Consider the following 12956-nt stretch of genomic DNA (forward strand, 5'->3'; position numbering starts at 1 on the left):
AGCGTGCCTGATCGGTCATTTAGTGGCCGGGGGCAGGGCGACCGGGGTGAGTACCGGGCGCCCGGCGAAGTGCTCTACCAGGTTGTCGGCCACCCTTTGCACGGTGTCATGGGCGGCTTCCGGCGACAGGCCGGCGACGTGGGAGGTGAGCACAGTATTGCCGAGTTTCTTGAGCGCGTCGGGGACCTTGGGCTCATCGTCGAACACATCCAGCGCGGCGCCACCGATGCGACGCTGTTCCAGGGCGGCGACCAGGTCGGCGGTGACCACCACGCTGCCACGGCCGATGTTCACCAGGTAGCCATTCGGGCCCAGGGCATCCAGGGCGTGCCGATCGATCAGGTGGCGTGTGCTGGCGCCGCCGGGCGTGGCCAGGATCAGGAAGTCCGAGGTGCGCGCCAGCTCCACCGCCGTCGCACAGTAGGTGTAGTCCACATCATCGCGTGGCTGGCGGTTGTGGTAACTCACCTCCATGCCGAAGCCCAGGGACGCACGCTTGGCGATCTCCAGGCCCACCGCACCGAGTCCGAGAATGCCCAACTGCTTGCCGCCCAGTGACGGGCGCATCACTTTCGGCCATTCATGGCGGCGCACGGCGGCGTCGGTCTGCGGGATGCCGCGTACCAGCGACAGCAGCAGCGCCATGGCGTGATCGGCCACCGACGGCGCATTCACGCCGGCGCCGTTCGTGACCACGATCCCGCGGTTGCTGGCGGCCTGCAGGTCCACGTGTTCGTAGCCGGCGCCAATCACGCAAATGATTTCCAGCAGGGGCAGCGCGGCGATTTCCTCGGCGTACAAGCCCAGTGGGCCGCGGGTGAGCACCGCCTTGATCTGGCTGCCGTGGGCCTTGATGGCCGCGGTGCGCTCGGCGGGTGTGGGCGCGAGGATCACGTGAAAGTCATTGCTCTCGATGATGGGCAGGTATTCGTTGATGGTTTCAACCAGGACCAGAACAGTAGCGGTCATCGGAAGGCTCTTCCTGAAGGGTTTGAGGGAAGGAGTATGCCGTATTTGAGCGTTTAGAAGCTGATCTCGACGGCGCTTGTGAGCTTCACAAATGCCCCGGCCAGGGTCGCGTTGTGATGCTCGATAATCACCTCGGCCTTCAGCGTCGGCGTGTCCATGCAGGTATGGCCGTCTTCGGGCAGTACCACTGAAAACCCCAGTTCCACCGCGACCTTGCACGTGGTGTCGATACAGAACTGGGTTTTCATGCCGACGATCACCAGTTCCTTGACGTGCGCCGCTCTCAATTGCGCTTCCAGGTCTGTGCCCAGGAAGCAACTGGGACGGGTCTTGTTGAACAGGTGATCACGCGACTCGTCTACCTCCAGCGCATGCCATAGCTGCCAGGGCGGGCTGCCGACTTCAATTGGCGAACCTGCCGGGCCAGTGTGCCGGGCCACGAAGATTGGGGCGCCAGCAGTGCGTGCACGTTGAATCAACTGATTGATGCTTGCGAGTAGGCGTTCGCGCGCGAAGGGTTTTTCTGGGCCATCGTACAGGCCAGCTTGCATGTCGATGATCAGCAGGGCGTCAGCCATGGTGTTGCTCCTTGTCATTGCCGAACGGGCGGAGCAATAAAAAGGCCCCGTCCATTGCTGGCGGGGCCTTGGGTTGAATCTGTGAGGTGTTTAGCGTGAACACCCACAGCAACCGCACGACCCGCCTGAGGCGGTCGTGGTGGTGGTGCGGGTGAGGTTCAGCTGAATACGGTTCATGGCTGGATCATGCTGAGAGCGGCGCCAAGTTGTCAACGAATGTGTTTGAATTGTGCGCGGCGCGTCGATGTACCACGCCACCGTTCCTCAGCTAAGTCTTTGCTTCTTCACAAGAATCCCGGACAATCCGGCCCCTTCTATGGTCGGGGCGCTGCCTGTCAGGTTTTTCTGACTCGTCCCGGCCGTGTAAATGCGGAGATCCGACTGGATGAATGATCAGGCCAATAGCGTCGACGAACGCTATGAGACGACACCTGCAACCCTCACGACCTGGAGCCGCCAGGACACCACCTGGATGCTTGGCCTGTTCGGCACCGCCATTGGCGCCGGCACGCTGTTCTTGCCGATCAACGCGGGCCTGGGAGGCTTCTGGCCACTGGTGATCCTCGCGCTGCTGGCGTTCCCAATGACGTTCTTCGCCCACCGTGGCCTGACCCGTTTCGTGCTGTCCGGCCGAGAAGGCTCCGACATCACTGACGTGGTGGAAGAACACTTCGGCATCAAGGCCGGTGCGCTGATCACCTTGCTGTACTTCTTTGCGATCTTCCCGATCCTGCTGATTTATAGCGTGGCGTTGACCAACACCGTCGGCAGCTTTATGGAGCATCAACTGCACATCATGCCGCCACCACGGGCGATCCTGTCGTTGGTGCTGATCCTCGGCCTGCTGGCCGTGGTGCGTTGCGGCGAGCAAGTGATCGTCAAGGCCATGAGCCTGATGGTGTATCCGTTCATCGTCGCCTTGCTGTTCCTGGCGGTGTACCTGGTTCCGCATTGGAATGGCGGCATCCTCAGCACCGCCAGCGTAGTCCCGGCACCGTCGGCACTGCTCAATACGCTGTGGCTGGCGATTCCGGTGATGGTGTTCTCGTTCAACCATTCGCCGATCATCTCGGCCTTTGCGGTTGATCAGAAGCGCCAGTACGGCGTCCATGCCGATGAACGCAGCTCGCAGATCCTGTCTCGCGCGCATCTTTTGATGGTGGGGATGGTGCTGTTCTTCGTGTTCAGCTGCGTGCTGACCCTGTCGCCGGCGCAGTTAGCCGAAGCGAAGGCGCAGAACCTGTCGATCCTGTCCTACCTGGCCAACCACTTCGATAACCCGACCATCGCGTTTGCCGCTCCGTTGATCGCGTTTGTGGCGATTGCCAAGTCGTTCCTGGGCCACTACATCGGCGCCAGCGAAGGCCTCAAGGGCCTGGTGCTGAAGACCGGCCGTCGTCCGAGCGCCAAGCGCCTGGATCGCATGACTGCCGGGTTTATGCTGGTGGTGTGCTGGATCGTGGCGACGTTGAACCCGAGCATTCTCGGCATGATTGAGGCGCTGGGCGGTCCGATCATTGCCTCGATACTGTTCCTGATGCCGATGTATGCCATCCGCAAGGTGCCGGCCATGGCCAAGTACCGTGGGCAGGCGTCCAATGTGTTTGTCACAGCGGTTGGCCTGGTGGCGATCACGGCAGTGGTCTATTCGTTTTTTGCTTGAGCTCGCCTAGGCTCGGTGTGCCCTCACTCCGGAGTGTTTGATGGGGCGCCTCAGATCAAAATCAAAAGCAGATCAACAGCAGTCTGATATCTACCTGATGTATGGAGATCAAACTGTGGGAGGGGGCTTGCTCCCGATGGCGGTGTGTCAGTTGATGCATCTGTGACTGTTCCACTGCTATCGGGGGCAAGCCCCCTCCCACATTTGGACCGCGATCGACAGATGCAACATCGGTCGGCTCTAAGGCCTCCGCGCTTTTGCTTTTGATCTTAGCCGCCCCCCCAATCAATGTCGGATTACGGGCACACCGAGCGTGAGCAAGGTGCCGAGTGTTGGGGCGATGCGTTTTAGCGCTCTTCTTTTCCAAGGTGACCCGCCGTAAGGGCGAAGGCCCTATCAGCCGTTACCCCAATAACGGATATGTACCCGGTCTGACCCAACATCCAGCCCGGCCGCCAGAGGGAACCACCGTCTACACGTGCCGTAATCCAGGCATAAAAAAACGCCGCGTACCTTGCGATACGCGGCGTTTTTACATCGCTAAACCCTTAGGCTTGAATCACCGGGATGTTAGCGCTCGCTGCAATCTTACGGAACTCAGCAATCTGGTCGAAGTTCAGGTAGCGGTAGACGTCACTGGCCATGGTGTCCAGTTTCGCTGCGTAGCCCATGTACTCTTCGACGGTCGGCAGGCGACCGAGGGTAGACGCCACGGCCGCCAGCTCGGCCGAAGCCAGGTAGACGTTAGCGCCGTCACCCAGACGGTTCGGGAAGTTACGGGTCGAAGTCGACACCACGGTCGAATTCGGCTCTACACGTGCCTGGTTACCCATGCACAGCGAGCAGCCCGGCATTTCCATGCGCGCGCCAGCCTTGCCGTAGATACCGTAATAGCCTTCTTCGGTCAGTTGGTGAGCGTCCATCTTGGTCGGCGGCGACAGCCACAGACGCGTTGGCAGCTGGCCCTTGACCTGCTCCAGCAACTTACCGGCAGCGCGGAAGTGACCGATGTTGGTCATGCACGAACCGATGAACACTTCGTCGATCTTCTCACCGGCAACACTGGACAGCAGACGGGCGTCGTCCGGGTCGTTCGGTGCGCAGAGGATCGGCTCGTTGATGTCGGCCAGGTCGATCTCGATGATTTCGGCGTATTCCGCGTCGGCATCGGCTTCCATCAGCTCAGGGTTCTTGACCCAGGCTTCCATCGCTTGGGCGCGACGTTCCAGGGTGCGCGGGTCACCGTAGCCTTCACCGATCATCCAGCGCAGCAGGGTGATGTTGGAGTTCAGGTACTCGGTGATCGAGTCTTTCGACAGCTTGATGGTGCAACCGGCAGCCGAACGTTCAGCCGAGGCGTCGGACAGCTCGAAAGCTTGCTCCAGCGTCAGGTCGTTGAGGCCTTCGATTTCCAGGATGCGGCCGGAGAAGGCGTTCTTCTTGCCTTTTTTCTCTACGGTCAGCAGACCCGATTGGATCGCGTAGTACGGAATGGCATGAACCAGGTCACGCAGGGTGATGCCAGGTTTCATTTTGCCTTTGAAGCGCACCAGGATCGATTCCGGCATGTCCAGTGGCATTACGCCAGTGGCTGCGGCGAACGCGACCAGGCCAGAGCCGGCCGGGAACGAGATGCCCATCGGGAAACGGGTGTGGGAGTCACCACCGGTGCCGACGGTGTCCGGCAGCAGCATGCGGTTCAGCCAGCTGTGGATGATGCCGTCGCCTGGACGCAGCGATACACCGCCACGGGTCATGATGAAGTCAGGCAGGGTGTGGTGGGTGGTCACGTCGATCGGCTTTGGATAGGCCGCGGTATGGCAGAACGACTGCATTACCAGGTCGGTCGAGAAGCCCAGGCACGCCAGGTCTTTCAGTTCATCACGGGTCATAGGACCGGTGGTGTCCTGGGAGCCCACGGTGGTCATCTTCGGTTCGCAGTAGGTGCCAGGACGAACGCCTTTGCCTTCTGGCAGACCGCACGCCTTGCCGACCATTTTCTGTGCCAGGGTGAAGCCTTTGCCGGTGTCGACAGGCGCTTCAGGCAGCTTGAACAGGTCGGTAGGGCCCAGGCCCAGCTCAGCGCGGGCCTTGTCGGTCAGGCCGCGACCGATGATCAGCGGGATACGGCCGCCGGCACGAACTTCGTCCAACAGCACCGGGGTCTTCATTTCGAAGGTGGTGATGACTTCGTCGGTACCGTGCTTGCAGACTTTGCCGGCATGCGGGTACAGGTCGATCACGTCGCCCATGTTCATGTTGGAGACGTCGAACTCGATGGGCAGTGCGCCCGCGTCTTCCATGGTGTTGTAGAAGATCGGAGCGATTTTGCTGCCGAAGCAGAAACCGCCGGCGCGCTTGTTCGGCACGTAGGGAACGTCGTCGCCGAAGAACCACAGCACGGAGTTGGTCGCGGATTTACGCGAGGAGCCGGTACCGACCACGTCGCCGACGTAGGCGATCGGGAAGCCTTGGCCGCGCATCTCTTCGATCTGCTTCATCGGGCCGGTCTTGCCTTGCTCGTCCGGCACGATGCCTTCACGGGCCATTTTCAGCATGGCCAGGGCGTGCAGCGGGATGTCAGGACGGGACCAGGCATCCGGCGCAGGGGACAGGTCGTCGGTGTTGGTTTCGCCGGTGACCTTGAACACGCGCAGGCTGATTTTGTCGGCCAGGGTAGGGCGGTTGCGGAACCACTCGCCGTCAGCCCAGGACTGAAGCACGCCTTTGGCGTGTTCGTTGCCGTTCTTGGCTTTTTCGGCGACGTCGTGGAACGCATCGAACATCAGCAGGGTGTGCTTGAGTTGGGCGGCGGCGACCGGTGCCAGTGTGGCGTCGTCCAGCAGCTCAACCAGGGTCACGATGTTGTAGCCGCCTTGCATGGTGCCAAGCAGTTCAACAGCGCGTTTCTTGTCGATCAGGGGGGAAGTGGCTTCGCCCTTGGCCAGGGCAGACAGGAAACCGGCCTTGACGTAAGCGGCTTCGTCAACGCCTGGTGGAATGCGGTTGGTGATCAGGTCAACGAGGAATTCTTCTTCGCCAGCCGGAGGATTTTTCAGCAGCTCGACCAGGCCTGCGGTTTGTTCGGCATTAAGCGGCTGGGGAACGATACCCAGGGCTGCACGCTCTTCGATATGTTTGCGGTAGGCTTCAAGCACAGTTATTACCCTCATCAGTGGTCCCACGGGACGCTCATCCAGAAATGAACGGCACGCATGCGCTCGGGGGCTTTTTGGGCCGCAAAGCCAGCGCTGCCGGCATTCCTCACAGAAGCTGCTTTCAAAGTTTTACGCCTGCAGAACGGAGCTGATGAGGGTTGGCGAGGGCTCTGACCTACCGAGTCATTAACCATCGCCAACACCGTTCTGAAGGAACGACTGTGCTCGTGACGCTTTGAAAACAGCTTCCAGCGGATTATTGGCGCCTTACAAGGCCGGATGATTCTACGGCAAAAAAATTCTAAAGGTAAGTTGCCTCGCCAAGTTTGCAGGGTGATGAAGGTTAGACAAAGGGCTAACATGGCGCATTGTTTCGCTGATCTGCGTGTTGTTGCCCATGTCCAACCAAACCATCAAGACCCCCTGCGTCGGCCTGTGCTCCACGGTCTACGGCGATCTCGTGTGCCGTGGCTGCAAGCGCTTCCACCACGAAGTGATCCTGTGGAATGGCTATAACGAAGAAGAAAAACGCGCGGTCTGGCTGCGGTTGGAGCAATTGTTGGTGCAGGTTATGGCCGGAAAGCTCGAGGTTTTCGACCCCAAGACCCTGCGCGGCCAGTTGGAACAGCGCAAGATCCGCTTCGTGCCGCACCAGTCCGAGTACTGCTGGGCCTATCAATTGATCGCGCGTGGGGCGCGGGTGATCAATAACCTGGAGGCCTACGGCATGGTGCTGTTGCCCGAATTTCGTGACTGGGCCTTGCCGGAATTACGCGATGCCATTGATCGGGAGTTCTTTATCCTGTCCGAGGCGCATTACCAGCGCTATATCGCACCGGGTTTCCTGCGCGATGCGCTTTCCAACTGACAACGGATAACCCCTGTGGGAGGGGGGTTGCCCCCGATGGCGGCGTGTCAGCCCAGGATTTATCAACTGGAACGCCCTCATCGGGAGCAAGCCCCCTCCCACATTTTGATCTCCATCGTTCATAAGGTTGGATCAGGGCTTGCTGGCGAGTTCTTGCAGGTGATCCATCAACGCCTGCGGCTTGAGCACCAGCACATCACTCTCCACCGCATCCAGTATCACCTCTGCCGTATTGCCGATCAGTGCCCCGGAGATCCCGGTGCGCGCCACGGTGCCGATGATCGTTACCGCCGCTTGCAGGGTGTGAACTAGATGGGGGATCAACACATCCGCGGGGCCTTCCTTGATATGCAGGTGCGATTCGTCCACATCGAACTCGGCCTGAAACGCCTTGCATTGCTCGCGATAGCGCGCCTCGATGGTTTCCTTGAGCTGGAACGTCGGGTCCGCCGCCGACAACATCGGCGACGGATGGGCGCTGATCACGTGCAACTGCGCCTTGGCCAGGCTGGCGATATCAAAGCCATGGTCGATGATCGAAGTGTGCAACGAGCGGTGCTCGCCATCGGTATTGCCCACATCGATCGCCGCGAGGATCACGCCGCCAGCCCACGGCGTGGCCGTCTTGACCAGCAACACCGCCGTCGGGCAATAGCGCAGCAGCTTCCAGTCCGCAGGCGTCAGCAGGGCTTTTTTCAACGGACTGTCCGGGAAGTGCTGCTTGATCACCAGCCCACAGCCCTCGGCTTGCTGCACGTCGATAATGGTATCATGCAGGCTGTCATTCCACGCTTGCTCGGTGGTGACGCTGTAGCCGTCCTCCTGCAAGCCCGACTTAAGCAGGGCCAGCAGCGCCGAGTGCTCATGCTTCTTGTCGCAGACCAGTAAATGCAGGTGTGCGCCGGTGACCCCGGCGATCAGCTTGGCACGCTTGAGGGCCAGGCTTTCCGAATGCTCGGGCTCGATGACCACCAGGATGCTGCGGATGGCTTGCATGATCGGGATCTCCAAAAAGGGTGGGGGCTGCAACAACTATAGTTGCTGGCTGGCGCACGTCATGTTGATGCACATCAAGACCGGTGGCTGGTGGTCTGCGGCGGGGTCGGTATAATCGCCGGCCTTTTGTGATCCTTTTGCCCGTGAGCCCGATGAACCTGCCAGAAATCCACGAATTCCTCGGTTGCCGTACCCCTGATGCCTGGGTCCAGGCCGCGCTGGCCGATCAGGACACCCTGCTGATCGACCACAAGAATTGCGAATTCAAAGCCGCCAGCACCGCCTTGAGCCTGATCGCCAAGTACCACGGCCATGTCGACCTGATCAACATGATGTCGCGCCTGGCCCGCGAAGAGCTGGTGCACCACGAACAAGTCATGCGTTTGATCAAAAAGCGCAAGGTCGAGCTGCGCCAGCTGCACGCCGGGCGCTATGCCTCCGGTTTGCGCAAAGTGGTGCGCAGCCACGAACCGGTCAAACTGGTGGATACCCTGGTGGTCGGCGCCTTTATCGAAGCGCGCAGTTGCGAGCGTTTCGAAGCGCTGGTGCCGCATTTGGACGAAGAACTCGGCAAGTTCTACTTCGGCCTGCTGAAAAGCGAGGCGCGGCACTTCCAGGGTTACCTGAAGTTGGCGTACCAGTACGGTGACGCCAAGGACATCGCCCAGGTGATCGAGCGGGTGAGGGCGACCGAGCAGGAACTGATCGAGTCACCCGACATCGAGTTCCGCTTTCACAGTGGCGTGCCAGCCTGAGGCCACGGCCACGCCGATCAAGGCGGTGATCGCGGCCAGCAGCAGGATCACCGTCTGCGTGCCCAAGGGCGCCGCCAGCAGCGCAACCGCCAGGCCTGCCAGGGGCTGCGGCAGGTTATTGAGCAGCGTGATCACGCCCACGGTCTTGCCAAAGTCCTGCACGGGGATGACCCGCTGACGGGTGCTGCGCAGGTAGACGTTGAACATCTTGTCGAAGCCGGTGACCAGCAGGAAGCCCACTACGTATAGCCACACGTCGGGGCTGATCGCCATGATCACTGCGCCCACGCCGATCATCGAATAAGACAGTCCGCCGAGCACCTTCAGGGGCAGGCCGGCCCGTGCCAGATAAAACAGAATGCCGATGGTCACCAGCGCGCCCGCCGCCTGGAGCAGGGCATAGGCGTCCTTGCCCGCCGCAAACTGGCCGGTCACCATGGCCGCAGAGGTGGCCAGCGTGACGCCAATGATCAGGTTCACACCCACCGCCAACGTGATGACCCGCTTCAACTCCGGCAGGCGGCGGATATGTCCGAAGGCAATCTTCAGCGGCCGCAGCCAGATATCTCGATGTTGCTCGAAGGTTGCCAGGCTGGCCGTGCTGGAGCGTTGCCACACCCGCATCGCCAGGTCTGCGAGCAGGAACAGCCCGGCCACGCCCAGCACCACCCAGTGCCACGCCCATACCTCAAGCATCAGTGCGGCCACCAATGGCCCCAGCACCAGCCCGCTCTGGTCGGCGATCTGCGAATAGGAGAGGGTCTTGGCATAGCTGTACTGCGCGAAGATATGCGGCATCAGCACTTCTCGCGCCATGATGCCTTGGGTGGTCAGTACCCCGCACACTGCCGAGAGCAGCACGACCCAGTAAATACCGTCGAACACCCCGTACAGGGCAACCGCCAGCACACAGGCCAGCGCCCGGTAAACCTGGCTGATATGCAGGATGCGCACCGGCGCGAACGTGTCGCACACTGCGCCGCACACCGGGAACGCCAGATAGCGCGGCAGCGACTCGACAAAGAACGCCAGCCCGGCCCAGGCCACACTTTGAGTGGTCTGAAACACGATCAATGGCACGATAAACAGTAGGATCTGGTCCGCCAGCCGTGACAGGAACAGCGAAACAAAGAACGCCAGGTAATCCTTGCGCATACAACTCCCTGTACATGGCGTTAAAGATTGCAGCTTATTTGTTAAAAACTCTTAAAAGCATGAAGCTTCGTCGGCCGGTGCTGGCCAACGGCTTAAGTTGCCCAGCTTGCCACCTATAATGCCCGCTCTTCAATCCGCGTCTGCACATTGGGAACTTATGGAAAACCTGGGGCTGGGCAAGGTCTTGCTCGTTGAGGATGACGAGAAACTGGCGGGGCTGATCGCGCACTTTCTGTCGCAGCATGGTTTTGAGGTGCGCGTGGAGCACCGGGGTGACAAAGCCCTGGCGGCGTTCCTGGAGTTCAAGCCAAAGATCGTCGTACTCGACCTGATGCTGCCCGGCCAGAGCGGCCTGCACGTGTGCCGTGGGATTCGCACGGTGTCCGACACGCCCATCGTGATCCTCACCGCCAAGGAAGACGACCTGGACCATATCCTCGGCCTCGAGTCCGGTGCCGACGATTATGTGATCAAGCCGATCAAGCCCCCCGTGCTGCTGGCACGCCTGCGCGCCCTGCAACGGCGCCAAGCCCCGGAGCCGACGGTGCGCGGGGCCCTGGCCTTCGGGCGGCTGGCCATCGATCGCAGTTGCCGCGTGGTCAGCCTGGGGGACGAACAGATCGACCTCACCACCATGGATTTCGAGCTGCTGTGGCTGCTGGCCAGTAACTCGGGCACGATCCTGTCCCGCGATGACATCCTCAACCGCATGCGCGGCATCGCCTTCGACGGCCTTAACCGCAGCGTCGATGTGTACATCAGCAAGCTGCGCGGCAAACTCAACGACAACCCCCGCGAACCGGTGTGCATCAAGACGATCTGGGGCAAGGGCTACCTGTTCAACCCCTTCGCGTGGGAGGTCTAGATGCTGCGGCTCTACATTCGCCTGTACATCATCCTGGCGCTGGGCCTGGCGGGGGCGATCTGGCTGGTCAACTACACCTTCGATGAGTTGCTGCCCGAAGCCAATGAAACCTATAACCGCGAAGCCCTGCGCGGCCCGGCTTATGGCTTGGTGGAACAATTGCGACCCTTACCGGGCGATGCCCGCGCGGCGCGCCTGAGCGAGCTGCAACCCCACTACGGCCTGCACCTGAAACTGGTCCAGCGCGATGACTTGGCGCTCGACCCGCGTGAACGACAGTTGCTTGCCGCCGGAAAGCTGGTGGTACGCGGCGACTTCATGGAGTTCATCGCCAATATCGATGGCGGCCCGCAGCTGCTTAATATCAAACTGCCCGAAGAACCGAAATGGCTGTACCTGTGGGCCTATTGCCTGCTGGGATTGAGCCTGGCGATCGTGCTGTATTTCTGGGTGCGCCCGCACTGGCGTGACCTGGAACATATTCGCCTGGCGGCACAACGTTTCGGTGACAACGACCTCGGTTCACGCATTCTGCTGCCACGCCGTTCCACGGTGCGCGAGCTGGCCGGGCACTTCAACCAGATGGCCGAGCGTATCGAAAGCCTGATCGCCAACCAGCGCGAACTGACCAACGCCGTGTCCCACGAACTGCGCACGCCGATTGCACGCCTGTCGTTCGAGCTCGACCAGTTGAAACAACAGACCGACCCGCGCCAGCGCAGCGAATTGATCACCGACATGTATGCCGACCTGGGCGAGCTGGAAGAAATGGTCTCCGAACTGCTCACCTACGCCAGCCTGGAGCGTGGCGCCACCCAGGTCACCCGTGAGCGCATCGAGGCCCACAGCTGGCTCCACAGTGTGATCGGCAGCGTGGCCCTGGAGGCCGAGGCGGCCGGCATCCAGCTGTCGTTGCGCACCTGCGAGGTGGACGTTATCCAGATCGAGCCGCGCTTTATGGCGCGTGCGGTGATCAACCTGCTGCGCAACGCCGTGCGCTACGCCGAGCGCCGCGTGGAAGTGTCGCTGGTCAAGTTCGGCAGCGGCTATGAAGTGCGTGTGTGTGACGATGGCCCCGGCGTGCCGGAGGAAGGCCGGGCGAAGATCTTCCAGCCGTTCACGCGCCTGGACGCCAGCCGCGACCGCCGCACCGGCGGTTTCGGCCTGGGCCTGGCGCTGGTGCAGCGGGTGTCGCAGTGGCACGGCGGCCAAGTGCAAGTGCTGGATTCGGAATGGGGCGGGGCGTCGTTCCGGATGACCTGGGCGTATGCCGAATAACGAGCTTGAAAGCAAGACAGATCAACTGTGGGAGGGAGCAAGCCCCCTCCCACATTTTTAATTCGGTTCTCAGGTCAGAAGCTGTGTGCGAGCAAACACACTGAGGTAAGGGACAGGCACAGGCTTTTGCAACGCATCAGGGGTTTCATGGGGTCAGAAACTCAGGGGGGCATGGGTGCGTTTGAAGGTGCAGCCCGAGGCGCTCATGCCATTGGGCGATGGACTCTTCGGGGTACTCATCGAACTGCAGATCGCCTTGGCGCAACGTCACTTCCACCCACGGCGCCTTCGAGCCCAGCATCAGGTGCGTATGTTCCGGCGGCACCGGCAATGGCGTGTCGATGGCCGAGGCAAACGGATGGATCAACGCCGGCCACTCGGGGCTGAACAGCCACAAGGCGCTGCCGCATTGCGAACAGAAGTGCCGTTCAGCGCTGCTCGCATGGGCCCGGCTGGCCCCCTCGGGCTTGAGCCTGGCGTGGTAGATCGAAATCAGTTTGCGCCCGCGCACCTTCAAACTCTGGGCATCGCCGGCCAGGTTGATCGCATAACCGCCGCCGCCCTGGGTCTTGCGACAGATCGAGCAGTAGCAACGCTGGTAAGGGTAGGGGTGGGCACTGGTGAGGCTGAACGTCACGGCGCCGCAATGGCAGGATCCTTCAAGCTGCATG

At 61.1% G+C, this 12956-nt stretch carries 11 protein-coding genes; 5 read left to right on the plus strand and 6 right to left on the minus strand.

Features of this window, described 5'->3' with window-relative positions; genetic code table 11:
• Positions 1-15 precede the first annotated feature (15 nt).
• Positions 16-969 carry a 2-hydroxyacid dehydrogenase gene (locus AC3ZU9_RS22765; protein ID WP_012724645.1) on the minus strand — a complete coding sequence of 318 codons (954 nt, stop codon included), beginning with the start codon at positions 967-969 and terminating at the stop codon, positions 16-18.
• A gap of 53 nt (positions 970-1022) precedes the next feature.
• Positions 1023-1547: a cysteine hydrolase family protein gene (locus tag AC3ZU9_RS22770; RefSeq protein ID WP_490091376.1), complete on the minus strand. Its 525-nt coding sequence runs from the start codon at positions 1545-1547 to the stop codon at positions 1023-1025.
• Positions 1548-1932: 385 nt separating this feature from the next.
• Here AC3ZU9_RS22770 and AC3ZU9_RS22775 point away from each other — a divergent pair, with 385 nt between their 5' ends.
• Positions 1933-3210, plus strand: a complete 1278-nt coding sequence (locus AC3ZU9_RS22775) for a serine/threonine transporter (protein ID WP_012724643.1) — start codon at positions 1933-1935, stop codon at positions 3208-3210.
• A 548-nt stretch (positions 3211-3758) separates the two neighbouring features.
• On the opposite strand, the gene acnB is transcribed toward AC3ZU9_RS22775, so the two are convergent.
• Positions 3759-6368, minus strand: coding sequence for a bifunctional aconitate hydratase 2/2-methylisocitrate dehydratase (gene acnB / locus AC3ZU9_RS22780; RefSeq protein ID WP_490091392.1), 2610 nt, complete (start codon positions 6366-6368; stop codon positions 3759-3761).
• 397 nt (positions 6369-6765) lie between these two features.
• Between acnB and AC3ZU9_RS22785 the strand changes: the two genes are divergently transcribed.
• Entirely contained in the window at positions 6766-7236 is a 471-nt protein-coding gene (locus AC3ZU9_RS22785; protein ID WP_046034796.1) for a DUF1289 domain-containing protein, read from the plus strand.
• A 132-nt stretch (positions 7237-7368) separates the two neighbouring features.
• Here AC3ZU9_RS22785 and AC3ZU9_RS22790 read toward each other — a convergent pair whose 3' ends face one another.
• Complete coding sequence (locus AC3ZU9_RS22790) at positions 7369-8232, minus strand: universal stress protein (RefSeq protein ID WP_012724640.1); 864 nt, start codon at positions 8230-8232, stop codon at positions 7369-7371.
• Positions 8233-8384: 152 nt separating this feature from the next.
• On the opposite strand from AC3ZU9_RS22790, the gene AC3ZU9_RS22795 reads away from it, so the two are divergent.
• Positions 8385-8987 carry a MiaE family protein gene (locus AC3ZU9_RS22795; protein ID WP_046034797.1) on the plus strand — a complete coding sequence of 201 codons (603 nt, stop codon included), beginning with the start codon at positions 8385-8387 and terminating at the stop codon, positions 8985-8987.
• Here AC3ZU9_RS22795 and AC3ZU9_RS22800 read toward each other — a convergent pair.
• Positions 8943-10142, minus strand: a complete 1200-nt coding sequence (locus tag AC3ZU9_RS22800) for an MFS transporter (RefSeq protein ID WP_093541828.1) — start codon at positions 10140-10142, stop codon at positions 8943-8945. The genes AC3ZU9_RS22795 and AC3ZU9_RS22800 overlap by 45 nt on opposite strands.
• A gap of 157 nt (positions 10143-10299) precedes the next feature.
• On the opposite strand from AC3ZU9_RS22800, the gene AC3ZU9_RS22805 reads away from it, so the two are divergent.
• Complete coding sequence (locus AC3ZU9_RS22805) at positions 10300-11007, plus strand: winged helix-turn-helix domain-containing protein (RefSeq protein WP_490091377.1); 708 nt, start codon at positions 10300-10302, stop codon at positions 11005-11007.
• Positions 11008-12285, plus strand: a complete 1278-nt coding sequence (locus AC3ZU9_RS22810) for an ATP-binding protein (RefSeq protein WP_490091378.1) — start codon at positions 11008-11010, stop codon at positions 12283-12285.
• 145 nt (positions 12286-12430) lie between these two features.
• On the opposite strand, the gene AC3ZU9_RS22815 is transcribed toward AC3ZU9_RS22810, so the two are convergent.
• Positions 12431-12955, minus strand: coding sequence for a GFA family protein (locus AC3ZU9_RS22815; protein WP_122810972.1), 525 nt, complete (start codon positions 12953-12955; stop codon positions 12431-12433).
• Between the last annotated feature and the right edge of the window lies 1 nt (position 12956).

The organism is Pseudomonas sp. A39, assembly GCF_058145955.1.

What these genes read in the sequence shown, in the direction of transcription:
- AC3ZU9_RS22765 (WP_012724645.1), bottom strand. Translation starts at nt 969, where the DNA reads ATGACCGCTACTGTTCTGGTCCTGGTTGAAACCATCAACGAATACCTG.
- AC3ZU9_RS22770 (WP_490091376.1), bottom strand. Translation starts at nt 1,547, where the DNA reads ATGGCTGACGCCCTGCTGATCATCGACATGCAAGCTGGCCTGTACGAT.
- AC3ZU9_RS22775 (WP_012724643.1), top strand. Translation starts at nt 1,933, where the DNA reads ATGAATGATCAGGCCAATAGCGTCGACGAACGCTATGAGACGACACCT.
- AC3ZU9_RS22785 (WP_046034796.1), top strand. Translation starts at nt 6,766, where the DNA reads ATGTCCAACCAAACCATCAAGACCCCCTGCGTCGGCCTGTGCTCCACG.
- AC3ZU9_RS22790 (WP_012724640.1), bottom strand. Translation starts at nt 8,232, where the DNA reads ATGCAAGCCATCCGCAGCATCCTGGTGGTCATCGAGCCCGAGCATTCG.
- AC3ZU9_RS22795 (WP_046034797.1), top strand. Translation starts at nt 8,385, where the DNA reads ATGAACCTGCCAGAAATCCACGAATTCCTCGGTTGCCGTACCCCTGAT.
- AC3ZU9_RS22800 (WP_093541828.1), bottom strand. Translation starts at nt 10,142, where the DNA reads ATGCGCAAGGATTACCTGGCGTTCTTTGTTTCGCTGTTCCTGTCACGG.
- AC3ZU9_RS22805 (WP_490091377.1), top strand. Translation starts at nt 10,300, where the DNA reads ATGGAAAACCTGGGGCTGGGCAAGGTCTTGCTCGTTGAGGATGACGAG.
- AC3ZU9_RS22810 (WP_490091378.1), top strand. Translation starts at nt 11,008, where the DNA reads ATGCTGCGGCTCTACATTCGCCTGTACATCATCCTGGCGCTGGGCCTG.
- AC3ZU9_RS22815 (WP_122810972.1), bottom strand. Translation starts at nt 12,955, where the DNA reads ATGCAGCTTGAAGGATCCTGCCATTGCGGCGCCGTGACGTTCAGCCTC.